Origin of the sequence: Rhizobium rosettiformans (assembly GCF_016806065.1) — a bacterium.
Taxonomy (GTDB): Bacteria; Pseudomonadota; Alphaproteobacteria; order Rhizobiales; family Rhizobiaceae; genus Allorhizobium.
The window spans coordinates 2,040,378-2,065,270 of record NZ_CP032405.1; the positions used below are offsets into that span (position 1 = coordinate 2,040,378).

14 protein-coding genes are annotated in these 24,893 nt (G+C 59.8%); 8 read left to right on the top strand and 6 right to left on the bottom strand.

The genetic code is table 11. The annotated features are described in order from the left end of the window. Positions 1–29 precede the first annotated feature (29 nt). The 5 genes from D4A92_RS09845 to D4A92_RS09865 form a co-directional block, all read right to left on the bottom strand. Entirely contained in the window at positions 30–1,004 is a 975-nt protein-coding gene (locus D4A92_RS09845; RefSeq protein WP_203019596.1) for a TRAP transporter substrate-binding protein, read from the bottom strand. Positions 1,005–1,066: 62 nt separating this feature from the next. After that, complete coding sequence (locus D4A92_RS09850; protein WP_203019597.1) at positions 1,067–1,945, bottom strand: amidohydrolase family protein; 879 nt, start codon at positions 1,943–1,945, stop codon at positions 1,067–1,069. Further along, a complete protein-coding gene (locus tag D4A92_RS09855; protein ID WP_203019598.1) occupies positions 1,942–3,081 on the bottom strand; it encodes a mandelate racemase/muconate lactonizing enzyme family protein in 1,140 nt (379 codons plus the stop codon). The genes D4A92_RS09850 and D4A92_RS09855 overlap by 4 nt, the downstream gene beginning before the upstream one ends. 16 nt (positions 3,082–3,097) lie before the next feature. Continuing rightward, positions 3,098–4,003, bottom strand: coding sequence for a 5-dehydro-4-deoxyglucarate dehydratase (gene kdgD / locus D4A92_RS09860; RefSeq protein WP_054148998.1), 906 nt, complete (start codon positions 4,001–4,003; stop codon positions 3,098–3,100). 69 nt (positions 4,004–4,072) lie between these two features. Continuing rightward, positions 4,073–4,816 carry a FadR/GntR family transcriptional regulator gene (locus D4A92_RS09865; RefSeq protein ID WP_203019599.1) on the bottom strand — a complete coding sequence of 248 codons (744 nt, stop codon included), beginning with the start codon at positions 4,814–4,816 and terminating at the stop codon, positions 4,073–4,075. Between the two features lie 146 nt (positions 4,817–4,962). On the opposite strand from D4A92_RS09865, the gene D4A92_RS09870 reads away from it, so the two are divergent. The 6 genes from D4A92_RS09870 to D4A92_RS09895 all read left to right on the top strand — a co-directional run bounded on the left by D4A92_RS09870 (position 4,963) and on the right by D4A92_RS09895 (position 21,707). After that, positions 4,963–5,760, top strand: a complete 798-nt coding sequence (locus D4A92_RS09870) for an NAD-dependent epimerase/dehydratase family protein (protein ID WP_203019600.1) — start codon at positions 4,963–4,965, stop codon at positions 5,758–5,760. 322 nt (positions 5,761–6,082) lie between these two features. Beyond that, a complete protein-coding gene (locus D4A92_RS09875; RefSeq protein WP_203019602.1) occupies positions 6,083–15,688 on the top strand; it encodes an Ig-like domain-containing protein in 9,606 nt (3,201 codons plus the stop codon). Positions 15,689–16,230: 542 nt separating this feature from the next. Next, positions 16,231–17,583 (top strand): TolC family outer membrane protein, encoded by a 1,353-nt coding sequence (locus D4A92_RS09880; RefSeq protein WP_203019900.1) that lies wholly within the window; start codon positions 16,231–16,233, stop codon positions 17,581–17,583. Between the two features lie 21 nt (positions 17,584–17,604). After that, positions 17,605–19,758 carry a type I secretion system permease/ATPase gene (locus tag D4A92_RS09885; protein WP_203019603.1) on the top strand — a complete coding sequence of 718 codons (2,154 nt, stop codon included), beginning with the start codon at positions 17,605–17,607 and terminating at the stop codon, positions 19,756–19,758. Continuing rightward, on the top strand, positions 19,755–21,047 hold the full coding sequence (locus D4A92_RS09890) for an HlyD family type I secretion periplasmic adaptor subunit (RefSeq protein WP_203019604.1): 1,293 nt from the start codon (positions 19,755–19,757) through the stop codon (positions 21,045–21,047). The genes D4A92_RS09885 and D4A92_RS09890 overlap by 4 nt, the downstream gene beginning before the upstream one ends. 3 nt (positions 21,048–21,050) lie before the next feature. Next, positions 21,051–21,707, top strand: coding sequence for a ribbon-helix-helix domain-containing protein (locus tag D4A92_RS09895; RefSeq protein ID WP_246754060.1), 657 nt, complete (start codon positions 21,051–21,053; stop codon positions 21,705–21,707). A 32-nt stretch (positions 21,708–21,739) separates the two neighbouring features. Here D4A92_RS09895 and D4A92_RS09900 read toward each other — a convergent pair whose 3' ends face one another. Next, positions 21,740–22,702, bottom strand: a complete 963-nt coding sequence (locus D4A92_RS09900; RefSeq protein WP_203019605.1) for a transglutaminase-like cysteine peptidase — start codon at positions 22,700–22,702, stop codon at positions 21,740–21,742. A gap of 328 nt (positions 22,703–23,030) precedes the next feature. Between D4A92_RS09900 and D4A92_RS09905 the strand changes: the two genes are divergently transcribed. Further along, positions 23,031–24,209, top strand: coding sequence for a hypothetical protein (locus D4A92_RS09905; protein ID WP_203019606.1), 1,179 nt, complete (start codon positions 23,031–23,033; stop codon positions 24,207–24,209). Positions 24,210–24,351: 142 nt separating this feature from the next. Next, positions 24,352–24,888 carry a cytochrome b gene (locus D4A92_RS09910; RefSeq protein ID WP_203019607.1) on the top strand — a complete coding sequence of 179 codons (537 nt, stop codon included), beginning with the start codon at positions 24,352–24,354 and terminating at the stop codon, positions 24,886–24,888. Positions 24,889–24,893 lie beyond the last annotated feature (5 nt).

Sequence of the window (24,893 nt, forward strand, 5' to 3'; positions counted from 1 at the left end):
GCATCGAGGATGCGGCCGGTCCGTGGTGCTTACTTGACGGCGCGAACGCGCTCCACCAGCTCTTTCATCTTGGGATCCGTGACGAACTTGTCGTAGACCGGCTGCATGGCAGCGGCGAACTCTTCCTTGTTGGGGGTGATCACGTTCACGCCGGATGCTCGGATCTTCTCTTCCGACGCCTTTTCGCGTGCCTGCCACAGTTCCCGCATTTTGCCGACGGATTCCTTGGCGGCCTCCCGGATGATCGTCTGGTCTTCCGGCGTCAGCTTGTCCCAGGTGATCTTGGAGATCGCCAGGATTTCCGGCGTGAGCGAATGATCGGTCAGCGTGTAGTTCTTGGCCACTTCGAAGTGACGCGAGGATTCATAAGAAGGCCAGTTGTTTTCGGCCGCGTCGACGACGCCGGTTTCCAGCGACGAGTAGACTTCGCCGAAGGGCATCGGTGTCGGGTTCGCGCCAAAGGCTTCCATCATCGCGATCCAGAGGTCTGATTGCTGGACGCGGACCTTCATGCCCTTGAGGTCGGCAAGGCTGTTGATCGGCTTGTTGGTCGAATAGAACGAGCGTGCACCGGAATCGTAGAAGGCAAGACCGATCAGGCCATGCGGTTCGAAGGCGGCCAGCACTTCATCGCCGATCTCGCCATCGACCACCTTGTGCATGTGTTCGGTGTCGCGGAACAGGAAGGGCAAGCCGAAGACGACGGTTTCCGGCACGAGGTTGTTGAACGGCGCGCTATTGACGCGGTTCATGTCGATCACGCCGAAGCGCGTCTGCTCGATCGTGTCCTTTTCGGAGCCAAGTGCTGCGTTGTTCATAACTTGAATGGCGATGCGGCCGTTGGTGCGTTCCTTGACCAGTTCGCCCATGAACTTGACGGCGTCGACCGTCGGATAGCCATCGGGATGAATGTCGGCGGAACGCAGCGTGATTTCCTGGGCGAATGCGGTGCCCGCACCAAGGGTGAGCCCCATCGCGAGGCTGAGCATTGCGGCAGTTTTCATTGGTCTTCCTCCTCTTTTGATTGAACCGTCGAAACCTCCCGTTTCGACGGATTGCAGTTCGGCTACCTGTCTCCAGCAGGTGGAATGCCGAAAAGTCTTTGCGGATTGTCCACGAGAGCGAGACGGCGGGCGGCCTCGTCGGGCAGCCAGCCGAGCACGGTGTCGGCAAGCGCGGCATCGTCTGGGTAGTCCGCCTGCACGCGCGCCAGATTGTGCGGCCAGTTCGAGCCCCAGACGATCCGCTCCGGCGCATGCGCCGCAATCGATCGGGCAACGGCGCCTACGTCGGCGAAATCCGGTCCGCCCGTCTTGGAGGACTCGTAGGCGCCGGCGAACTTGAACCAGCAGCGGCCACCGTCGATAAGCCGTTTGGTGGCCTTCACCTGAGGACTGTCCGGCGTCACCCCGCGGAAGAACTTGCCGTGGTGATCGAGCACCCAGCGTGATCTGAGTTTCGAGAGCCGCTCCTCATAGTCGAGGATGTCGCTGCCATCGAACTGGATGGCGATCATCCAGTCTCGGCTGGCGGCAATCGCATCCACTTCTTCGAGCTTGGTCAGATTGGCCGCACCGCCCGGCAGATTCATGATCCGCGCGCCGCGCACCCGCGCCGCCGACAAGCGATCGAGCTCGGCTTCGCTGGTGCTGGCATCGACCGCTGCGATGCCCCAGGCGATGTCTCCAAACCATTCAAGGCAGGCGACGAGATTGGAGTTGTCCAGCTGATGCGCCATGCCCTGCGTGACGATGACGCGATCGATGCCGATCCAGTCCATGAACTGGCGGTATTGTTCGGGTGTCGGCAGATCACCGGCTGGAAGGCCAGGCCCTCCGGGCAGTGCCGGATAGCCGGGCAAATAGGCATGCATCTGCGTATCGATCGCGCCCTTGGGCAGGGCGATGGCGGGCTTGCGACCGGGAAGGGTGCGGATCAGGCTCATGCCTCGTCCTTCATCTTGAATTCCTGGAGAGCATCGCGGTTGATCTCGATGCCGAGACCCGGTGCATTCGGGATGGCGACCACGCCATGCTCGTGTTCTATCGGCGTCTGGATAACGGCCTGCCGGAACGGATTGTCCGTGCGATCGAATTCGAGGATCGGCTCGATCGGGTTGACGCGCACCGGATCCGGCACCATCGCGGCAATGAACTGAAGAGCGGCTGCGATATGGACAGCCGTTCCCCAGACATGCGGTACGACCCGCACGCCGTGCAGTGCTGCGAGATCGGCGACGCGCTTTGCTTCGGTAAAGCCGCCGACACCGGCGAGATCCGGCTGGACGATGTCGATCGCGCGGCTCTCGATCGGCTCCTTCATGCCCCAGCGGCTGTGCCAGGTTTCGCCACCCGCAACGGGGATCGGCTGCCTGGCTCGCACTTCGCGATAGGCCGCCAGCTGCTCCGGCACGACGGGCTCCTCGAACCAGTCGAGGCCGTATTCGGCAGCCCGACGGCCGAATTCGACGGCCTCCAATACGCCATAGCCATGATTGGCATCGGCCATCAGGCGCATCTCGGAGCCGGCTGCCTCGCGTGCAGCCCGGATGACCCGCAGATCCTCCTCGATCCCGAAGCCGACCTTGATCTTGGACGCATGGAAGCCCTGGGAGCGATAGAGCGCGATGTCACGCGCATTGTCCTCGACCCTATCAACGCCGTCGCGCTTGAAGCTGCCGGTCGCGTAGGCCTTGACGCTCTCCCGGAAACGCCCGCCGAGCAGCGTCGAAACCGATGCGCCGAAATGTTTGCCCTTGATATCCCAGAGTGCGATGTCGATGCCCGACAATGCGGTGAGCGTCAGGCCGCGCTGGCCCTGATCGCGAAGGGCGTTGTAGAGAACCGCCCAGATCTTCTCCGTTTCCAGCGGGTTCATGCCGATCAGCCAGTTGCGATAGGCTGCAACCACGGCCGCGTTCGGCCGCGCCGGGCCGAGGCATTCGCCCCAGCCCGTGAGCCCGTTGTCGCAGACGATCTCGACCAGCACATGCGCCCGCCGATCAAAGCGCATCGAAGCGCTCTGGAACGGAACGGCGAGCCTGTGCTCGAGAAGATGGGTGCGAACCTCGGCGATCTTCATCTGGGGCGTCCTTTGCTCAGCGCTTCCACGGCGCGATCAGCTTGGCCATCATTTCTTCTTCTTCCGCCGTCAGATCATCGAGGGGAGGGCGCACCTTGCCGGCGGCAAAGCCCTGCAGGCGGACGCCAGCCTTGACGGCCGAGACCGCATAACCCTTGCGTCGGCTGCGGATCGCCATGAACGGATAGAAGAAGTCCTTGAGGATCGTCTCGCACCGCTCGCGCTCACCGGCGCGCAGCGCCTTGTAGAAGTCGACGGCCAGCCCCGGCACGAAGTTGAAGACGGCGGATGAATAGGTGGTGAAACCAGCGCCCAGATAGGCCTCGGCGAAGAGTTCGGCCGTCGGCATACCGCCGAGATAGGTGAGGCGATCCCCCATGGTCGCCGTGATCTGGCGCACGAGCCCGATATCGCCGGTGCCATCCTTGAAACCGATCAGGTTGGGGCACTCATCGCACAGGCGCTGCAGCGTCTCGACACCCAGAACCGAATTGTCACGGTTATAGACCATGACGCCGATGCCGACAGATTGGCAGATCCGCTTGACGTGCTGGTACATGCCCTCTTGCGGCGCGTCGATGAGGTAATGGGGCAAAAGCAGGATGCCATCAGCGCCGACCTTTTCGACCGATCGCGCGATCTCTATGGCAATGTCGGTGCCGTATCCGCAGCCCGAGACGATCGCCGTCTTGCCGGCCGCCTCCTTGGCCGCGGCAACCACGCGCGGAACTTCCGATGGCGTCAGCGAGAAAAACTCTCCGGTGCCGCCAGCCGCAAACAGCACAGGCGCATCGAAGCCGGATAGCCACGCCACATGCTCTGCATAGCTGTCGGACTTGAAATTCCCTGCGTCATCGAAATGCGTGACAGGAAAGGAGAGCAGGCCGGCGCCGAGCGCGGCCTTGATGTCTTGCGGCGTCATGTTCGAATGTCCTCTCTTGGCCTCCTCCGGCCAAGTTGTCATACGTATTAACGACGCCTATGTCAAATGTTATCGTACAGGTTGGCGCTGCTCGCGCAAAAGAGCGCGATAGCGCGCCTGACTGCCGCGCAGATGGCGCCGCATCGCGTCACGCGCGGCCTCCTCATCGCCTCGGGAAATCGCCTCGACAATATCTGCGTGTTCGGCATCGATGAGGTGCAGATAAGCGGATTGATCCTCCTCGCTGTCTTCGTCGCGCAAGGCGGCCCGCGGGATGGCATTCTTGCCAATCATTGCCAGAAATTCGCGGAAACGGGGGTTGTTGGTCGCTTCGGCGATCGCGAGATGAAGGGCGAAATCGGCTTCCGTAGTCGATTGGCCAGCCTCAAGACAGGCGCGGATAGCGTAGTGCCGTTCAAGTATGACTTCTTCCTGGGCGGGGGAACGTCGCAACGCGGCGAGGCCTGCTGCCTCCACTTCCACTGCCGTTCTGAGCTCCAGGAGTTCAATCATCGACGAAACGCGCGCCGGGTCCACATTACCGATCAGCAAGGGGGCGGGCGTCGGCTCCTGAGGGGTGAGGACGAAGACGCCAGCGCCCTGGCGGGCCTCTACCAGGCGGTCGGCGCGCAGCGAAGCGATCGCCTCGCGCACGACGGTTCGGGAGACGCCGTGGGCTTCGGACAACTGCGCCTCGCTCGGCAGCTTGCTGCCGGGCGGGAACAGGCCGGCGCCGATCGCCTTGCGCAACGTGTCGCCGAGTTTCTCCACAAGGGTTCCGGAGCCCGCTTCGCTTCGTGCCTGCAATGCCATACGTGTTTCCCCGCCCCTCTGTGCCTGCGCATATCATCATCCATGCGTCGGGCTTTGTCAGCCTGTTGCTCGTAAGGTTTACGATATTGACCGGGTCAGGGCAACCTGTATGATAAGTTGAGGTGTGACATCATGGAGGACTGCGCGTGAAGAGGCTTTTGCTGACGGGGGCTGCCGGCGGGCTGGGCAGCGCGATGCGCGGGCGCTTGAAGGGGCTTGCGGAGATCGTCAGGGTCTCGGATATCGTGGATCTCGGTCGGGTCGCGGCGCATGAAGAGGCAATGGTTTGCGATCTTGGCGATCGGGCAGCCGTCGACAGGCTCGTTGAAGGCTGTGACGCCATCATTCATCTTGGTGGCATCTCGGTTGAAGACAAGTTCTCCAAGATCATGAACGCCAATCTGCTCGGTCTCTACAATCTCTATGAGGCCGCGCGCGCGAATGGAATGCCGCGCATTCTGTTTGCCAGTTCTAACCATACGATCGGCTTCTATCGCCAGGACGAGTATCTCGACCACGAGATGCCCATGCGCCCGGACGGGCTTTACGGCGTGTCCAAATGCTTCGGCGAGGCGCTCGCCCGCATGTATTTCGAAAAGTTCGGCCAGGAGACGGCTCTGGTGCGCATCGGCAGTTGCATGGAGAAGCCGAAGAACCACCGCATGCTCTCCACCTGGATGAGCTATGACGATTTCCTGTCGATGATCGAATGCATCTTCAGCGTCCCGCGCCTGGGCTGCCCGGTGATCTGGGGCTGCTCGAACAACGACACCCGCTGGTGGGACAATTCCCATGTCTCTTATCTCGGCTGGCAACCGAAGGATAACGCCGAGCGCTTCCGCGCCGAAATCGATGCAGCGGTGGCAAGGCCGAAGCCGGGCGATACGATCGCGGTCTATCAGGGTGGCCCCTTCATCGACGACCCGATCTTCGCGGAAGACTGACCCCGTCGCTCCGTTTCTTTGAATGGCCGGACACTCGACGAGCGTCCGGCCATCACTTGTTTCGGGGGTGCCATGGTTGCTGCTTCAAGTGGACGCAGTATTCGCTAGCGCAATCGGTGGATGCCATTCCAGCCGCCGGCGCCCATTCGTTAAAATTTGAGTAAACTGCAGAAATAAAAGGATTTTTCGGCCCGAAATTAACTTCTTTTTCAATAATGGTCGCTCCAAGCATAACCGGTTATGTATTCAGGGTTAAGAAACCGTTGCACTTGCCCCGGCATCGGGATTTAACTGCGATCAACTTGTTAAGGGGTGAGTTACCATGTCCATCGAAGATCCGCGCCTGTCCAGCATCGACAATACTTCCGCAGCCGACGAGTTCGACTCTGCGGTCGAGCAGCATCTGGGTTTCGCCAGCGAGACCGTAGAGGGAATTGAAGTGGCTCAGGCGGAAACGCCCGACGCCGGTCGCACCGATCGCCTGCCGGCTCAGCAGCCGGTTAACGTCGCCGCTGCGGCGATCCCGAGCGAAGTAACGGCGAACGCCGAAAACATCGTGACCCTGCCGGCCGGCATCGAGCTCGACAATCTCGAGTTCCAGGTGGACGGCCAAAATCTGGTCCTCGTCCTGGCGGATGGCACCGAGATCACCGTGATCGGCGGCGCCGCCAACATCCCGACCTTTGTGATCGGCGATGTCGAGTTGCCGCAGGTCGCGCTCTTCGCGGCCCTCGAAGAGAGTAACATCAACGTCGCGGCCGGTCCCGACGGCACCTTCTCGGCCCAGGGCACGCCCAGCGCCAGCCGCAATTTCAATGACGATCCGATCGACGCCGGTCCGGAAGATCTGGCGCTGGCCGATCTGCTCGGCGATACCAGCTTCGGCGACGAGCTGCGCACGGGCGTGGTGTTCGGCGGCAATGGCCGTCCCTCCATCCCGACTCCTCTGACGACCTCGTTCATCTACGACGAGGCTGTCATCGCCGGCGGCGACGGCGTAAAGATCATCAGTGGCCGTCTGCCCTTCAATCCTGGGCGGGATTTTGGCACGATCTCTGCCATCGGTTTCGTCGGCGCGTCCGACGTGGACGAGGGGGATGGCCTCAAGGTTCTTGGCGGCTTCACCTCGGGTGGTCTTCCCATTACGGTCACGAGCTTCGCGCCCGTCGGTGCGGCCCCCAGCTTCTTGGCTCTAGAGGGCCGTGATTCTGCGGGCAACCTCGTCTTCACCATCACGGTAACCAACCGTATCACGGGCGACTTCACCTTCGAGCTTGTCGGCAAGCTCGACCATCCGGATGCTGGCAGCAACGGCTCACAGGATGATCTCGATGATCTCCTGCGCCTCGGCTTCACCTACACGGTCACCGACCGCGATGGGGATAGTGTCACCGGCACCTTCAATATCGACGTGCAAGACGATGCGCCGACGATTGGCGCCCCGGTCGACGGTTCGGTCAACGAAGACGGTCTCACGGGCAAGGGCGACGAGCCGAGGCTTGTAAAGCGTGTATCGGACTCGGAGTCCGACTCCGAAGGCGAATCTGCGGGCGCTTCCAGGGCAGAAGGTTCGCTCGCCATTCGCTGGGGAGCGGACAACGATCTGAAGAGTGAAACTTTGGGTGAAGACGGTAAGCCGATTGGGGACGATCCTGTCGGCCGTACCGTCGGCTTCACGGGTCTCGATACTTCCTCGACCTCCGCTCAAATCCAGGCAGCGATTCCTGGTCTCGCTGGTCTGAGTTCGGACGGTTTCCCGCTGTCCTACCGTATCGAGTATACGAAAGGCACTGACGGCAAGTGGAATGGCGGCTATCAGCTGATCGCATACAAGGCCTTCTTTGACGGTCCGTTCGAGGCGCTGCGTATCGAAGATGACGGTGGCCCGATCGCCGAATTCCCGTATCCGGTCGAAGGCGAAACGATCTTCATCGTCACGCTCAATCCGACGACAGCCAATGGCTCCTACTCCTTTGAGCTGATCGGCAATCTCGACCACTATGCGGCCGGCGGCAATGGCTCGGTTCCGTCCGAGACTGAAGCCTCGCGGGTATCTGGTTCGGAAACGCCGCGCAACCCGGTCGATTTCCTCGACATTGAGATCCCCTTCACTGCAACCGATTCCGATGGCGACAGCGCCGATGGCAAGTTTACGGTTCGCGTCGAAGATGATGAGCCGAGCATCGACCTCGTGGCCAACAACGAGCAAGAGATTATCCTTCAGACGCAGGACGGCGATACGATCCGTTCTGCGACGGACTATGCGTCGAGCACGGCAAGCTTTGGTGGTGTTTTCTCGATTGCCTCGTCGTCGTTTGGCGCCGACGGCCCTGGTCGCATCTCGATGAGTTATGTGCTGAGTCTGACCGGCAACAACGGCATGGACTCCGGTCTCACTCATGATGGCCGTGACATCAAGCTGTTCCTGATCAACGGTGCCGTCTACGGCAAGACGCAGTCTGGCGACCTGATATTCTCGATCTCTGTCGATGCCGAAGGCAAAGTAACGCTGGCGCAGTTCCGCGAGATCGATCACTCGCGTTCGGACAGCAACGGCCCCTACACGACCGATATCAAGGAACTTGCCGACAACCTGGTGAAGCTGACGGCGACGGTGACGATCTTCGATGGAGATGGTGACCGTGCCAGCGACAGCGAGACGATCGACCTTGGTGGCAATATCCGCTTCCAGGACGATGGCCCGCGCATCAACCTTGTTGCCAAGGACGAGCACAAGGTCATTCTGCAGACGCAGGATGGCGATACGATTGGTTCCGCGACAGACTATGCGTCGAGCAAAGCAAGCTTCGGTGGTGTGTTCTCGATTGCCTCATCGTCGTTCGGTGCCGACGGCCCTGGTCGTATCTCGATGAGCTATGCGCTGAGCCTGACCGGCAACAACGGCATGGACTCCGGTCTCAACCACGACGGTCGGGACATCAAGCTGTTCCTGATCGACGGTGTCGTCTACGGCAAGACGCAGTCCGGCGACGTTGTCTTCTCGATTTCCGTCAACAGCAAGGGTGAGGTGACGCTGGCGCAGTTCCGCGAGATCGATCACTCGCGTTCGGACAGCAACGGCCCCTACACGACCGATATCAAGGAACTTGCCAACAACCTCGTCAAGCTGACCGCGACGGCGACGATCTTCGATGACGAAGGTGACCGCGCCAGCGACAGCGAGACGATCGACCTCGGTGGCAATATCCGCTTCCAGGACGATGGCCCGCGGATCAACCTTGTTGCCAAGGACGAGCACAAGGTCATTCTGCAGACGCAGGATGGCGATACGATTGGTTCTGCCACGGACTATGCTTCGAGCACAGCAAGCTTCGGTGGTGTGTTCTCGATTGCCTCGTCGTCGTTCGGCGCCGACGGCCCCGGCCGTATCTCGATGAGCTATGCGCTGAGCCTGACCGGCAACAACGGCATGGACTCCGGTCTCAACCACGACGGCCGTGACATCAAGCTGTTCCTGTATGACGGTATCGTCTACGGCAAGACGAGTCTCGGCGACGTTGTGTTCACGATTTCCGTCAACAGCAAGGGTGAGGTGACGCTGGCGCAGTTGCGGGAAATCGATCACTCGCGTTCGGACAGCAACGGCCCGTACACTGGCGATATCAAGCAACTCGCCAACAACCTCGTCAAGCTGACCGCGACGGCGACGATCTTCGATGACGAAGGCGACCGCGCCAGCGACAGCGAGACGATCGACCTTGGTGGCAATATCCGCTTCCAGGACGACGGCCCGCGGATCAACCTTGTTGCCAACAACGAGCAGGAGATCATCCTTCAGACGCAGGACGGCGACACCATCGGTTCTGCCACGGACCATGCCTCAAGCACGGCAAGCTTCGGTGGTGTCTTCTCGATTGCCTCGTCGTCGTTCGGTGCCGACGGCCCCGGTCGCATCTCGATGAGCTATGCGCTGAGCCTGACTGGCAACAACGGCATGGACTCCGGTCTCAACCACGACGGCCAGAACATCAAGCTGTTCCTGTATGACGGTATCGTCTACGGCAAGACGCAGTCCGGCGACGTTGTCTTCTCGATTTCCGTCAACAACAAGGGTGAGGTAACCCTGACCCAGTTGCGGGAAATCGATCACTCGCTTTCGGAAAGCAACGGCCCGTACACCGGCGATATCAAGCAACTTGCCGACAACCTCGTCAAGCTGACCGCGACCGCGACGATCTTCGATGACGAAGGCGACCGTGCCAGAGACAGCGAGACGATCGACCTCGGTGGTAACATCCGCTTCCAGGACGATGGCCCGAGTGTGAAGTCCGGATCGCTGACGATCAAGGTTGATGAAGATGGCCTGTCGTCTGCGGCGCCGGACGCATCACGTCCGGGTGAGGTTGCCGGAACCGGTTCGGCCATGGCCTCAGGTGTCGCAGGGACCCTTACGGCACTCTTCGACTTTGGTGCCGATGGCGCCCATGCGACAGAAGCGATCTCGCTCAAGCCAACGACGTCGCCGATTGACTCCGGCCTGAATTCCCAAGGGGCCGACGTTCTGATCAAGGTGATCGGCAATACGCTCACCGGCTACGTCGCCGGCAGCCCGGAACGGGTTGTCTTTGAGCTCAAAGTCAACGCAAACGGCTCCTATGAGTTTAAGCTGAAGGGCCAGATCGACCATCCGTCGCTCGACGACGTGGCGAGTGGCGCGAATGGCGAATTCGACAATGCTGAAAACGCGGTGTCCCTGGACCTGTCGCAGTTCATCGTCGGCAAGGATGGTGACGGCGACACGGTGACACTGACGACCGGCAAGCTCGTGATCGAGATCCAGGACGATATCCCGGTCCTGACGACGGCGAACGAGGCAATCACCGTCATCGCCCCTGAAGTCGTTGACTCTGTCCCGGGCAAGGTGGCGAACTTTGTCCTGGTTCTGGATACGTCCGGCAGTATTGATCGGGATCTGTCCACGCTGAAGGCGCAGGTACAGGACTTCCTCGCAAAGGTCAGCCAGTCCGGCGCCAAGGACGTTCGCGTTCATCTCGTCGAGTTTGGTGAAGAAGGTTCTGCGGTCGGAACCTACGATCTGATCGTCAACGGCGTAGTCCAGCAAAACGCGCTGAACCAGGCGCTGCAGGATGTTCAAAATCTGAATGACGAAGGTGGCACCAACTACGAAGCCGGTCTCCAGCAGGCTCTGCAGTGGATCGAGGGCGTTGCGTCCACATCCATCGACGTGACCTCGACCCTGAAGTCGTTCGACGCCAACAGCGGTTCGGGCTACGATCGCGCCTATATCATCGGCAATGGATCGAAACAGATTGCTCTGGTGTCCGGCTGGAATATTCCTGGAAACCAGCTGGCGGACCTGATCAACGCCAACGGCAGCACGACGGGCGGTTTCGGCGCAAGCTCCGGTCTCAGCGACACTGACGTGGATCCCGGCCAAATGTTGCGCTTCGACTTCGGCGCGTTCGATGATTTCGACGGCCCGAACGGTTATGCCAATACTGGAAACTTCAGTGGCATTCCGGTCACCAGCGCGACATTCAAGCTGGACGACAACAATAACCCTGGCAACACGCAGTTCCAGTACAAGATCGTCTTCACCGACGGAACCTTCCAGTCGTCCTCCGTCGTGGTCGGCAACAGCTCGACAGACGTCGTGCTGACCGGCAGCGGTGCAAACAGCGGCAAGACCATCGCTTACGTTGAGTTCACCGTCGGCTATGGATATGGCGATGTGGATCTGCAGTCGGTAACGACACTGGCCACGCAGCCCGGCACCCTGCCCAATGCAAACGTCAATCAGCTCATCTTCCTGTCGGATGGCGAGCCGAACATGACGAACAATGGCAATGCCAACGTCAACCAGGCGATTGCGGCCATTCAGAACGAGCTCTTGGCGATCAAGACCGACGCTGACGGAAACGCCGGTCCGGATCAGGCGTTCAAGATCGAAGCCTTCGGCATCAACGCAAACAACGCTGGCCTTGTCGTCCTCGGCAATGTCGAAGGCGGTACGGCGACGAACGTCGACACCTCGTCCACTCTGTCCGCTGCTATGCAGAGCACGCTGAGCGGTCTTGCAGGCACATCAGGTCAGACAGGTCAGCCAGCAGTCGGTAATTTCGATCTCGGCGCTCTCGTCGCGGGCGGTGCGGATGAGGTGGTCAAATTCAGCTTGAAGGCCGGCACTGCTGCACTGGAGGCCCAGGCGCTCTCCGTCGGTGGAACGGCATTGACCTACACCGTTGACGGCAACGTCCTGACCGCCAAGGCAGGCAATGTCACAGTCTTCACTCTCTCCATCGCAGCCAATGGTGAAGGCACCTTCACCCTTAACAAGCCGCTCGACGGCAACGCCGCCAAGGCAATCGACTTCTCCTCGATCATCCAGGCGGTCGACGCCGATGGCGACGGCGTATCCCTGACGGCAGAGAAGTTCGTCATCACGGTGACCCGACCAGACGCCGTGCCGCCAACTGTCGTGTCTATCACCATGGATGATACGGCGCTCAAGATCGGCGATACGTCTACTGTGACGATCATCTTCTCCGAAGCCGTCAAAAACTTCGATCTCAATGACATGTCTGCGGAGAGCGGCATACTGACAGACTTGAAGTCTGAAGATGGCGGCAAGACTTGGACGGCGAAATTCACCCCGAATGCCGATCTTGAAGACACGACCAATGTCGTATCGGTGCTTGCTTCCTATACCGATCTTGCCGGCAATGCGGGCAGCGCGGCGACGAGCAACAACTACGCCGTCGATACGCTTCGTCCGACAGCGACCATCACTGTGGCGGATACAAGCCTCAGGATTGGCGAAACGTCGATGGTTACCATCGCCTTCAACGAGGAGGTTTCAGGGCTCGACATCGCAGACTTTACCGTCCAGAACGGTTCGCTTTCCGGTCTCACCTCCGCCGACGGCGGCAAAACCTGGACTGCCACGCTGACGCCATCTGCGAATATTGAGAACGCCGCCAACCTGATCGTCCTGAATAACGCAGGTGTACTGGATCTGGCCGGCAATGTCGGTGCGGGTACGAGCCAGTCTAACGGCTACGCCGTGGATACCGTGCGTCCAACGGCGACCATCGTGATCAATGACACCAGCCTGAAGATCGGTGAGACATCCCTGGTCACCATCACATTCAGTGAACCGGTTGAGGGCCTCACTACGGCTGACTTCAGCGTCGCGAACGGTGTGCTCAGCGCGATCGAGACCACTGACAATATAACGTTCACGGCCATTTTCACGCCTGACGTGAACGTGGAGGATACTAGCAACCTCATCGTTCTCGACAACGCAGGTGTGGCGGACACCGCCGGAAATGCGGGGACCGGAACCACGGACTCAAACAGCTACGCAATCGACACGCTTGCGCCTGTTGTCCAGTCCATCGAGATCGATGACGCTGCCCTTAAGATTGGTGACGCTGCTACGGTGACCATCACGTTCTCAGAGGCGGTCCAAGGCTTCAGCAATGACGATGTGAACGTCTCGAGCGGTACGCTCAGCACACTGACGACGACGGATGGCAAAGTCTGGACGGGTACGCTAACGCCAGCTGAAAACACGGAAGCGGCGACCAATGTGATCACCGTTGGAACCGAGTTTTCGGATGTTGCCGGAAACGCAGGAACGGGATCGACCAGCGGCAACTACGTTGTCGATACGGTTCGACCCACGGTCACCATCACGCTTGCGGATCCGAACCTGACTTTCGGCGAAACCTCGCTCGTCACCTTCAGCTTCAGTGAAGCCGTAACTGATTTCACCAATACCGATCTGGTCATTCAGAACGGTACGCTGTCTCCAGTCACCTCTAGCCCCGACGGAAAAACCTGGACTGCAATCTTCACTCCTGGTTCCGGTGTGAACTCTGCCACGAACTCGATCACTCTGCAGACCAATTCCGTCTTCGACCTCGCCGGAAACGGCAATGAGGGGGCGACGGCGTCCGGTAACTTCACGATCGACACGCGTCAGGCACCGACGGACATCATCTGGACAGCAGTGATCCCGGGTTCCGGTCTGCCTCCTTCAAACACGAAGATCGCTCAACTCTCTGTCGTCGATCCTGACAACGCCAGCGGACACGTCTACGAACTCGTTTCTGGACCAGGGATCGAGATCACGCCAAGCGGCGAAGTACGCACGATTAATGCAATCGCCAACGACAGCGTTTATACGATCGTGGTGAAGGTTACTGATCCGACCGGCGCCACATACCTGGAAACGTTCAACATTCTTGCTGGGAAGAACCAGGGGGATACCCTGCCGGTGAATGAGAACGATCCGGTTTTGGTAGGTGACGACATAGTCTACGGCTGGGGCGGCAATGACGTCCTGAGGGGTGGTCCCGGCGACGATACACTGTTCGGCCAGGATGGTAACGACACCCTAAACGGAGGTGAAGGTCGTGACACTCTTTACGGCGGCGCTGGAAACGATACGCTTAACGGCGGAAACGGCGACGATATATTGGTCGGTGGTGCTGGCGCAGACACACTGACTGGCGGAGCAGGTCGTGACACGTTCGTATTTGCGGCAGGAGATTCGACCGCGAGTATCGGAATGCGCAGCAATGGTGATGTCAGCGGGATCTCAGGTTACGATGTGATTACCGACTTCAATTCATCGGACGATAAGTTGGAGCTACCGGTGGCTGTGAGGGCGGCCGCTAATACATCAGGTGTGAACGGTACTGACTCGAATGAAGCATGGTCGGAATTTACAACACTCCGCTCCCATGCGATCGCCAATGGCGTAGTTCGTTTTGATGACTCGAACACTTTCTCGTCGTCCTCGCCTGTTTCGATCACCAATGCAGAGCGGTTGGGCATGGCTGTCCAATACCTCCAGCGCAACGACCTGGGGGATGCTGGGACCACAGTGGCATTCCACGCAACACTTGGGGGCATCGCCTACACGTTTGTCTATCAGCAGTCGGGAACCGATCGCGGAGCAGATTCAGGTTACACACTTGTGGCTCTTCAGGGCACGACGATCAGCAACTTCAACGCCCTGATCACAAGCGGTGCTGCCGACCCGATCATCCTCGACCTCGACAAGAACGGCTTCGCCTTCTCATCGATCGGCGACGGCGTCACCTTCGACATCGATGCCGATGGCAAGGCGGACCAGATTGCCTGGACCAAGGACGATGGCATCCTTGCCTATGACATTGATGGCAACGGCCTGATCGACAACGGCTCGGAGATCTTCACGCCTGATTTCAATGGCGGGAAGTTTGCAAGCGGCGTGGCGGCTCTGGCTTCGCTCGATACAAATGGTGACGGCGTAATCGATGCGAATGACGATGCCTTCTCCAAGCTCAAGATCTGGGTTGATGCCAACAACAACGGCATCAGCGACGAAGGCGAGCTGTCGAGCCTCTTCGACAACGGTGTCACCAGCATCTCGCTCACCACCGACAACACCGGCGGTCAGGAAGATGGTCAGACGGTCTTCTCGAAGGGCACCTTCACCTTCGCTGATGGCTCGACCGGCGATTTCATGGAAGTTGGCTTCGATACGATCTTCGGGTCGGATGCGGATCCGCTGACGGTCATGGGAACGGATGGCGATGACATCCTGCATGGCGGCATGGGCAAGGTGGTGATGACCGGCGGTGCCGGCAACGACACCTTCGTCTTTGACGGAACGGCGCTGGACGAGCTCGATGTCGCCGATGTCATTACCGACTTCAACGGCGACGGCGACGTGCTCGATGTCACGGCCCTGCTCGACAGTCTGCTCGGTGAGCAGGCCTCTGCTGAGACCGCAGCCTCGCATCTGCGGGCAACGGTCGACGACGGCAACACCACGGTCAGCGTCCAGACCGGTGCTGACACCTGGAAGGATGTCGTGGTCCTGCAGAACCACGACACCGCCATCAAGGTGCTGTTCGACGACAAGCACACGGTCGTGACGCCACACGACTAAGACAGATAGTGGTTTTACTAGGAGAACGGGCGCCAAACCGGCGCCCTTTTTCTTTTCGCGGTTGTGCTGAAGTGGACTTTACTTGCCATCGATTCGAAAAGGACTCTGGATTTGCGCATGCGTTGCTGCCCATCGACAGTCGCGGGTGCTTGAATGGGTGTTGCGCCTGGGAGACAGTTCCCCCGCATCTTCGGGGTTTCACCTCAAAAATAGGGGAACCTTATTGCAGGGTTAACATCGGAGCCGGGCAAAATGATTCGAATGAACGTGCACAATAGTTGATGTTTACGGTGCCTGGTCGATTTTTCGAGTATTTCTTTCCTTCGGATTTGGAAAAGCTTGAGTTTCGTTCCAACAGATCAAAATTGGGTGCATCTTTTGGACATGCCGATTGGACTTCCCCTCGACAGTCGCCCCGGTATATAACGGCCCCCAAGCAAGATTTGGGTAGGGGCAATCCTTTGTTTACGAAAAAGACTTTATTTGCAGCCTTGTACACCTCGGCAGCTTTCGCCATCACGTCTGTTGCCCCTGCCAGCGCCATGTCGCTGCAAGAGGCCATTCAGAAGGCGCTGACGACCAATCCGCAGATTTCGCAGGCGGTGCAGAACCGTGAGGCGGTCGAGTTCGAACTGCGCCAGGCGCGCGGTCTCTACCTCCCGTCGATCGATCTTGAGGCAAGCGTGGGAAAGCGCCGCCTCTCCAACGAGAGCACGGGAACCCTGACGCGAGACTACGAGGATTTTAATTCTTCCGAGGTCGGTCTCACCGTCACCCAGCGTCTCCTGGACGGCGGCGGTCGCCGCGCCCAGGTCGACCAGCAGGCCTCGCGCGTCGACGGCGCTTCCTTCCGCGTTCTGGAACGTTCGGAGACGATCGCCCTGCAGGTCGTTCAGGATTATCTCGAATACATTCTGCAGGCGAAGATCGTCGGTGTCGCACAGCAGAACGTATCGTTCCATAATGGCATTCTCTCTGACATCAACCAGGGTATCTCCGGCGGTGCGCTGACGGAAGTCGACGCGGTCCAGGGGCGTGAGCGTCTCGCGGCTGCCCAGGCCCGCCTGCGTGAAGCTCAGGAAGAACTGGAACTCACCAAGATCCGCTTCCTCAAGACGGTCGGTGAGCCGATCACCAATGCCAAGGTGCCGGGTTCGGTTGCCAAGTTCATCCCGCGCACGCTGGATGACGCCATCGCAACTGCCAAGGCCAACAATCCGCGCATCTATTCGGCCCGCGCCGACATCGATGCGGCTGACGCCGCTGTGCGTGCCGCCCGCTCCAACTATGCCCCGACCGTCGATCTCGAAGGTCGTGCGAGCGTCGGCAACGACGTGGGCACCAGCCAGGGCAACACCAACGACGTCCAGGTGCGTCTGGTCGCCCGCTGGAACCTCTATCGTGGTGGTATCGACCAGGCTCGCGAGCAGGAGCAGATCCGTCGCGCCAGCGAGCAGCGTTATGCATCCGATCAGGTTCATCGCGAGATCGAAGAGTCCGTGCGTTCGGCCTGGAATGAGCGCCGCAGCCGCGGCGAGCTCTCCCAGATCCTGAGCTCGCAGTCCTCGCAGAATGCCCAGCTCGTCTCGTCTTACGGCGAGCAGTTTAAGATTGGCCAGCGCTCGCTTCTGGACGTTCTCGACGCACAGAACACCCGCTTCAACACCAGCATCGTCGCAGAAACGGCCCGCGTCGCGGCCTTGTTTGCGGAGTACAAGATCCTGGCGGCCTCGGGCTCCCTTCTGAAGACCATGAATGCGAAGCCGGTCGGCCAGACCGACGCATATGCGCGCAACGAGTTCTCCGTGAAGACGACCCCGAATGGGGCTTATGTCCAGCGGGATCCGCGGCAAAAGGCGGGAATTCCGATGGACCTCCTGGCGCCGCTCAAGTAAACGCCCATCCGATAGGATGACATGTTAAATTCGTTGATCGAACCGGCGGGCCCTCGTGCCCGCCTGAGCTTTCGTGCGTCATTCAAGGCTGTCGCCACATTTTACGGTCGGCCCAGCTCCGATACCGTACTGTTCTCAGGTCTGCCGGACGAAATCGTTGAATCGCTCGAACTCGACGATGTGGAACATGTCGCCGAGCGAATTGGCCTGCAGGTCATCCGGGTTGGCGAACGTGCGATCCGTGAGAACGATTTTGACTGTCCAGCGATTGTTGTCCTGAAGGATGGCGGCACGCTGCCCTTGCTCGAGGTCAGCGACGACGGCGTCTACACGCTTGATATTCGCGAGGGTATCGCTTCCGCCCGCCTGACGCATCAGGAACTCATGGCGCTCGGTCCGGAGTTCCTGTTCGCTTTCACGCTTTTCTATCGGAACGACACAGAAGACGCACGGATCGGCAGCGCCGACGAGATCGAGAAGCGCCATTGGCTGGTGCGGGCGCTGATGCCCTATTGGCGCACCTATCTTCGGGTCATCCTTGCCGCGCTGTTCATCAACCTGATCGCGCTTGCCTCGCCACTCTTCACGATGAATGTCTACGACCGCGTGTTGCCCAATAAGGCAATTCCCACCCTGTGGGTGCTCGCGGCCGGCATCATGCTCGCCTATCTATTCGACTATCTGCTCAAGGAAGCGCGCGCCTCGTTGATCGACCACGCAGGTCGCAACGCCGATTTGCGCCTGTCACAGATGATCTTCGACAAGGTGCTCAATACGACGCTTGCCTCGCGCCCGATGTCGACGGGCGAATATGCCAATCGGGTCATGCAATACGAGTTTGTGCGCGAGTTTTTCACCTCGAACACGATCGGTCTGATGATCGATACGGCCTTCGTCTTCATCTTCCTGATCGTCATCTATCTGATCTCCGGCTGGCTAGCGATCATTCCGGCCGTAGCGCTGATCCTGTCCATCGCGATCGGCCTTCGCGCCCAGGCCCAGATCGGCCACCGGATGGCGGCGGCGTCTAACGAGGCGTCGAAACGGCAGGCGCTTCTGGTCGAGACGATCTCCACCATCGAAACGCTGAAGAGCCTGCGCGCCGAAGCGACCATGCTGCGTCGCTGGCAGGAGTTGATGAAGCATTCGAGCCGCACGAGCGAAGAGATCAAGCATGTCTCGACCAATGCGATCAACCTGACGGCGCTGATCCAGCAGATTGTCGGCGTGCTGATCGTGATTGCGGGCACCTACGAATTCTCGGAGGGGCGCCTCGCCATGGGCGCGATCATCGCCACTGTCATGCTTGCCAGCCGGGCCGGCGCGCCGCTCGGTCAGATCGCAATGACGCTCGCGCGGTTCCGTCAGGCGACACTGTCGCTTAGAATTCTCGACCAGGTGATGGAGCAGCCGGAGGATCGTCCGTCGACGGTCGGTTTCGTCAACCGCGAAATCAAGCATGGTGGTTTCAGTTTCCAGGATGTGAGCTTTCAGTATCCGGGCTCAGACAACCCGGTCATCAGCAAGCTGTCGCTGACCGTCGCGCCCGGTGAAAAGGTCGGCATCATCGGCCGTATCGGTTCCGGCAAGACGACGCTTGGCCGTCTGCTGGATGGTCTCTTCGTCCCGACAGACGGGCGCGTGCTGATCGACGGCGTCGATATCCGCCAGTACCACATGTCGGAAGTGCGTTCGGCCGTTGCCGTCGCAGGCCAGTCCTCGGATCTCTTCTCCGGGACGGTCAAGGAGAACCTTCTGATCGGTCGGGCGGATGCTAGCGACGAAGAACTGCTTGAAGTGGCCCGCATGACCGGTGTTGAAGAGTTCGTCTCGCGCCATCCCCGCGGCTTCGACATGCCCGTCGGCGAGCGCGGTTCCAATCTGTCAAGCGGCCAGAAGCAGGCCATGACGATTGCACGTCTTCTGCTCACGAAACCAAAGATCGTTTTCCTCGATGAGCCCTCGGGCGCCATGGATCTGGCCAGCGAGCGTCATCTGATCAACCGTTTGTCGAATGCCTTCGACAAGAACACCACGCTTCTGATCGCAACCCATCGCTTCACGATGCTCGATCTCGTCGATCGTCTGATCGTCCTCGATAAGGGCCGTGTGGTGGCAGACGGGCCGAAGCATCAGGTTATCGAAGCCATGCAGAAGAAGGGCGTCAAGCCATGAGCCGTCCGGTTGCCGACACGCCTCCGTTCATGGCCCGCATGATCGTGGTTTTTGTCGCGTGCTTCATCGTCCTCTTTCTGGCCTGGGCGGCAATCGCCGAGATTGATGAAATCGCGAGAGGGGAAGGCAAGGTTATTCCGGTCTCCAAGACGCAAATCGTGCAGTCGTCCGAAGCAGGGGTGGTGGAAACCATCGCCGTTCAGGTCGGCCAGATCGTGCGCAAGGGTGAACTGATCGTCCAGCTCAACAATACGACGACGGAATCGTCGCTCGGCGAGTCCGTCGCAAAGGCGCGGGCCCTCGGCGCCAAGATTGCGCGCCTGGCGCTGGAAGAGGTCGGCTCCTACGACGTGGCCTTCGTCTGCCCGAACGAAGTCCAATCGGTCGCCAGCCAGGTTTGTGCAAATGAGGAGCGGCTCTTCGCCGCCAACAAGGCCGCCTATCTCAACAAGGCGGGCGTGCTGCGGGAACGCGTGCGTCAGCGCGAGAATGAACTGAGCGAGGCGCAGGCCAATATCGTGCGCCTCGAGCAGAACATCACCCAGGCGACGCGGCAATACGATCTGATGAGCCCGCTGGCCAAGAAGGGCCTTGTGGCGCAGACCGAGCTGATTGCGCTTGAGCGCGAACTGACGGACCAGCGCGGTCAGATCACGGTCTATCAGGAGAGCCTTGAGCGGCTGCGCGGCGCGGTAGAGGAAGCGCGTCTCCAGGTGGATGAACTGGCGCTTCAGCTTCGTCAGCAGGCATTGACGGAAAAGGCCCAGACGCTCGCGGAACTCTCGGTCATTGACGAAACGATCCGTGGTGCGACCGATCGTGTCAGCCGCACCGATATCCGCTCACCGGTGGATGGCATCGTCAACACGCTCGAGGTCAATACGATCGGCGCCTATGTCGACCCCGGCACAGTCGTCGCGGGCATTGTCCCGACCGCAGACACGCTTCTGATCGAAGCCAAGATTTCACCGCGTGACGTTGCATTCGTGACGCGCGGCCAGAAGGCGATCGTGAAAATCACGGCTTACGACTTCTCGATCTTCGGCGGCCTAGAAGGTGAGGTAACCAATATCTCCGCCGACAGTATTGTCGATAAGGACAAGGGCGAGACCTTCTATCTGGTCCATGTCAAAACGGACCAGTCCGAGCTGATGCGCGGCGACAAGAGCTACCCCATCATTCCGGGCATGGTCGCCTCGGCGGAAATCATGACCGGCCGCAAGACCATCCTCAGCTATCTCATGAAGCCGATCAACAAGGCGCAATCTGTCGCCCTGACCGAGCGGTGAGCCATGGCCCTGTCCGATCGGCAAGCGTCTTACTCAGAACCGGCCGATGTGAACCCGGCCGCGATGCGGCATGTCGAGGAGCATGACGCGGAACCGAAATTCCGCGCGATCATCGGCAAGGGTGGAGCGCGGCGGGGTATCCGGCTGGAAAGCGTCTACTGGGATGGCCTCGCCTGGCTGCTGAATGGTTCGCGGCAATCCCTGGGCGATGTCGTGGAACAGGCTGCCGGCCAGATGGGCGAGAATGGCAACCTCGCATCCATGCTGCGCGTCCTTGCGTTCCGCTGGATGTGGCGTCGCCTATCACTGATGGAAAATGTCTACTCGGTGGAAAATCTGAATGCGCTGATCCAGGCCTGTCCGACGCCGGCCATCGTGCTCACGCGTGACAAGAAGATCCAGTTTTTCAACGAACCCTTCATGACCATGCTGAAGCAGAAGCTCGTGCTGGGCAATATCGCCCAGCTCTCGGCCGGCTTCCGCTTTGTTCTCGACACGCAGGTCGATGAAGCGCTGCAGAGCCTGTCGTCCAGGGGCAAGATGATAACCACCGGCTTCACCGCCACCTGTGCCGGAAAGCAGCTGACCGGCCAAATGAACCTCGCCATGGCTCCCAGCCATCAGAAGCAGATGGTCATCGGTTACGTCGTGCGGGGCTGAAGTCGAGCTGCGCGGCTGGGCGGACGATCCGCTCAGAGTTCCCCGCCTTCGCCCGGTGCGATGCTGTCGAAGCTCTTCATGGCCATAGCCTTACCCTTGGTGCGGGTACCATGCAGGAAGCCGCGGCCATTCGAGATGGAAAACAGCGGCTGGTAATCGGGCAGGCGGCTGTCCGCGAGAACCTGATCGCGCATGTTGTCCAGAATGTAGTGTGTTCCCTGGATCTCGACCGACAGGACGGCATGATAGAACTGCCGCTTCTTGTCGTAGAGGATGACGATGGTCATGTCCTGCAGCGAAAAGCCCTGTGCTTCGAGGACCGCCATTTTCAAGAGGGCATAGTCTTCGCAGTCGCCATAGCCGGAGGCGAGGGTCTGGGACGGCGAGGACCATTGATCCACCCGACCATGGCTGTCGATGTCCTTGCGGTACTTGATGCGGCGGTTCACCGCGTGATTGACGAGATTGAGCTTGTCGCGGAGCGATGACATGCCGCCGCCGGCCGATGTCTGGTGGACGACGGCATCCATGTCGAAACAATTGGCGCCGCCGCACCGAAGCGCGGTACCCTTGGCGATCTCGGCAAAGGTCGGTGCCGCCTTCTTCAGTGCGCCGAGTTTCTTGAAGGGAATGGCCACGGAGTTGAAGACGTCGTTGGTCGGGGTCTTGCGCTGGTTCGGCGCTACCTCCTTTGGCGCTTTGGCGACGGTGCCGGTGGAGAGCTCGTTGCGCATCGGCGCGATTGCGACCATCTGTGTGGCGACCGATTGGGCAACGGCCTCTGCGGTCTGCTCCCAGCGCTGTTCGATCTTGCCGAAAAGATTGGTGCCAAGTGAGCCTGCAAACGGGCTCATTCCAAGTACGAGTGTCTGGGCAACGTTTGAGTAAGACGTCATCGTGTGTGGCAGCATGGGAGCGGCCAGCGAGCCTGATGAAGCGAGGGTGGCCGCGACAAGGGCTGAGACTGCGACAATGTTCTTGTTCTTCTTGAGCATCGCTATTCTCCAATCGTTGCTTGAAGAGTAGCGGCAATGCTTGAATTATCGGTTCGTATAGATGGCTTCTATACTTTGAACTTGTGTCGTCTTATTATAGTAAAATGCTTTGGAAGATCGGTATATCTTGTTAACCAAGGCGGCCGCAATGCAGGAAACAGAGGCGCTCAAGGCGTCCGGCATGTAAGTCGTTCTCCTGTGTTGCCCCTCGAACCCAGCCATTGCTTTTGCAGCAGTCTGCCCAGATATGGAACAGCTTCGCTCTTGCTTCACCGAGTGCCAATGCTTAACGTTCGCCAACGGATCGGGAACGAGACTTGGCGCCATCATGGTCGGAATAGAAAAGTTTACGCGGAGCTTCCTGCGCGCCGGAGCTTCGGCTCTGCTGCTTGCCGCTTTGTCCTCTTGTCAGACCGATGACTTCAAGCCGAACGCCGGAGAAGGCGGAGCCTCTGCGGCCGTGACGCCTGCCAACGATACAGGGCTCTATAACCAGACACTGGGATCCGGTTCGGTGAAGGTTGCCTATCTCGGCGTCCGTCGTGCCGATCAACCGAGCCGCCAGGCGGACAGCGAGTACCGGGATGGTGCCGCTCTGGCCGTGAACACGCTCGGATCCGACGTCGTGAAACTCACAATGCTTGAGACGACGGAAAAGCCGGAGGCCATCGAGGCCGCGACAAGGACCCTGGCGCGCCAGCAGGTATCCTTTATCGTCACCACCGCCCGTGGTGCGGAATTTGAAGCGATCCAGCGTGGCCTCGGCGGACTGCAGGTCCCCATGGTCGCATTCCAGACGAACGAGGCGGTCCTGCCTGAAAATGTCTATCCCTTCGTATCCAGTCCTACTGACAGCCTGATCGAAAGCGCATCCTTTGCGATGGCCGAAGGGGCGACCCATGCGGTGATCCTCGCCTCGTCTCCGGCAGAAAAAGCGCAGGCCGATCGCATCGCCACCCAGATCAAGGCCTTTGGCGGCAAGGTCGAGCCGGTTGTCGAATTGAGCGGCGGCACGCTGCCTGCAAAGGCTCTGAACTCGTGGAGCAAGGCCGACATGGTAGTGCTGATGCCCGGCATCAAGTCGCCGGGCGACGTGGTGAAAAAGGCAGATGCCGCCAAGCCGCCGCGGCCGGGACGCAAGATTGTCGCGAGTGCCGTCCTGACGGCCCAAGACCTCAATGAACCGAAGCTGACCGGCAGCATCGTCTGTCGTTACGACCAGAACGTCCAGGCAAGGATCGGCAGCCGGTATATGGCAAGCTACGGCATGCCGGCCTCGGCCCAGGCCGGCTACGGTTTCGATGCCATGGCGATGGCCATCGGTCTCGCTGGCCGCTTCCGGGAGGCGGCCTTCACACCCGAACAGCTCATGTCGCCGAATGGCTTTTCTGGCTCGCTCGGTGTTTTCCGGCTGGAAGGCGATCGCAAGATCCGGCGCAATTGCGATATCTTCAAGGTCGCCAAAGGCTCCTATGTTTTCTTCCAGAAAGCGCCTCCGACACTCTGATCACCACAGCGTGACATGATCTGCGAGCCCTGATCTACCGTTTACATTGTTGTCAAACCGTCACATCCTGAGGGCGGATGACTGATGGGCGGCAGACGAGGAGGTCTGGCGCACGAATGGTCTGGGATCGGAGCAAAGTGTAATGAACGGCGCACAATCGATGGATGCGGGCCAACGCTACGCAGGCACGCTGCGCATCCTCCATTGGCTGATTGCAGTCCTCGTTCTCATGACCTGGCCGCTTGGCCAGATGATTGGGTTCGTGAAGGACGACGTGAAACTCGATTTCTATCTGATCCATGAAAGCCTGGGCTTCCTGGTCCTGTGGCTGATGCTGGTGCGGATCGGCGCAAGGCTGACAAGCGGGGCGCCTCTGGTCGAGGCGCCGCCTTTGGAAAAGGCAGCCGCCCACGTGGTGCACGGGCTTCTCTATGTCTTCCTAATCGTCATGCCGGTGTCCGGGTTTCTGGCAACCAATGCCCATGGCTTTCCGCTCAAATGGTTTGGTCTGTTCACCGTCTGGAGCCCGATCGGCAAGTCACCGGAAATCGCCTTTACCCTTTCGGCGATCCACACATGGAGCGCATGGATCATTTTGGCTCTCTTTGCGTTTCATATTGCGGCGGTGGTCTTTCACCACGTGATCCGCCGCGACGGAACGCTTTACCGCATATTGTGAATTCT

Bases quoted from the DNA above. Each gene is read 5' to 3' on its own strand.
- D4A92_RS09845 (WP_203019596.1), bottom strand. From the start codon at position 1,004: ATGAAAACTGCCGCAATGCTCAGCCTCGCGATGGGGCTCACCCTTGGT.
- D4A92_RS09850 (WP_203019597.1), bottom strand. From the start codon at position 1,945: ATGAGCCTGATCCGCACCCTTCCCGGTCGCAAGCCCGCCATCGCCCTG.
- D4A92_RS09855 (WP_203019598.1), bottom strand. From the start codon at position 3,081: ATGAAGATCGCCGAGGTTCGCACCCATCTTCTCGAGCACAGGCTCGCC.
- kdgD (WP_054148998.1), bottom strand. From the start codon at position 4,003: ATGACGCCGCAAGACATCAAGGCCGCGCTCGGCGCCGGCCTGCTCTCC.
- D4A92_RS09865 (WP_203019599.1), bottom strand. From the start codon at position 4,816: ATGGCATTGCAGGCACGAAGCGAAGCGGGCTCCGGAACCCTTGTGGAG.
- D4A92_RS09875 (WP_203019602.1), top strand. From the start codon at position 6,083: ATGTCCATCGAAGATCCGCGCCTGTCCAGCATCGACAATACTTCCGCA.
- D4A92_RS09880 (WP_203019900.1), top strand. From the start codon at position 16,231: ATGTCGCTGCAAGAGGCCATTCAGAAGGCGCTGACGACCAATCCGCAG.
- D4A92_RS09885 (WP_203019603.1), top strand. From the start codon at position 17,605: ATGTTAAATTCGTTGATCGAACCGGCGGGCCCTCGTGCCCGCCTGAGC.
- D4A92_RS09890 (WP_203019604.1), top strand. From the start codon at position 19,755: ATGAGCCGTCCGGTTGCCGACACGCCTCCGTTCATGGCCCGCATGATC.
- D4A92_RS09895 (WP_246754060.1), top strand. From the start codon at position 21,051: ATGGCCCTGTCCGATCGGCAAGCGTCTTACTCAGAACCGGCCGATGTG.
- D4A92_RS09900 (WP_203019605.1), bottom strand. From the start codon at position 22,702: ATGCTCAAGAAGAACAAGAACATTGTCGCAGTCTCAGCCCTTGTCGCG.
- D4A92_RS09905 (WP_203019606.1), top strand. From the start codon at position 23,031: ATGGTCGGAATAGAAAAGTTTACGCGGAGCTTCCTGCGCGCCGGAGCT.
- D4A92_RS09910 (WP_203019607.1), top strand. From the start codon at position 24,352: ATGAACGGCGCACAATCGATGGATGCGGGCCAACGCTACGCAGGCACG.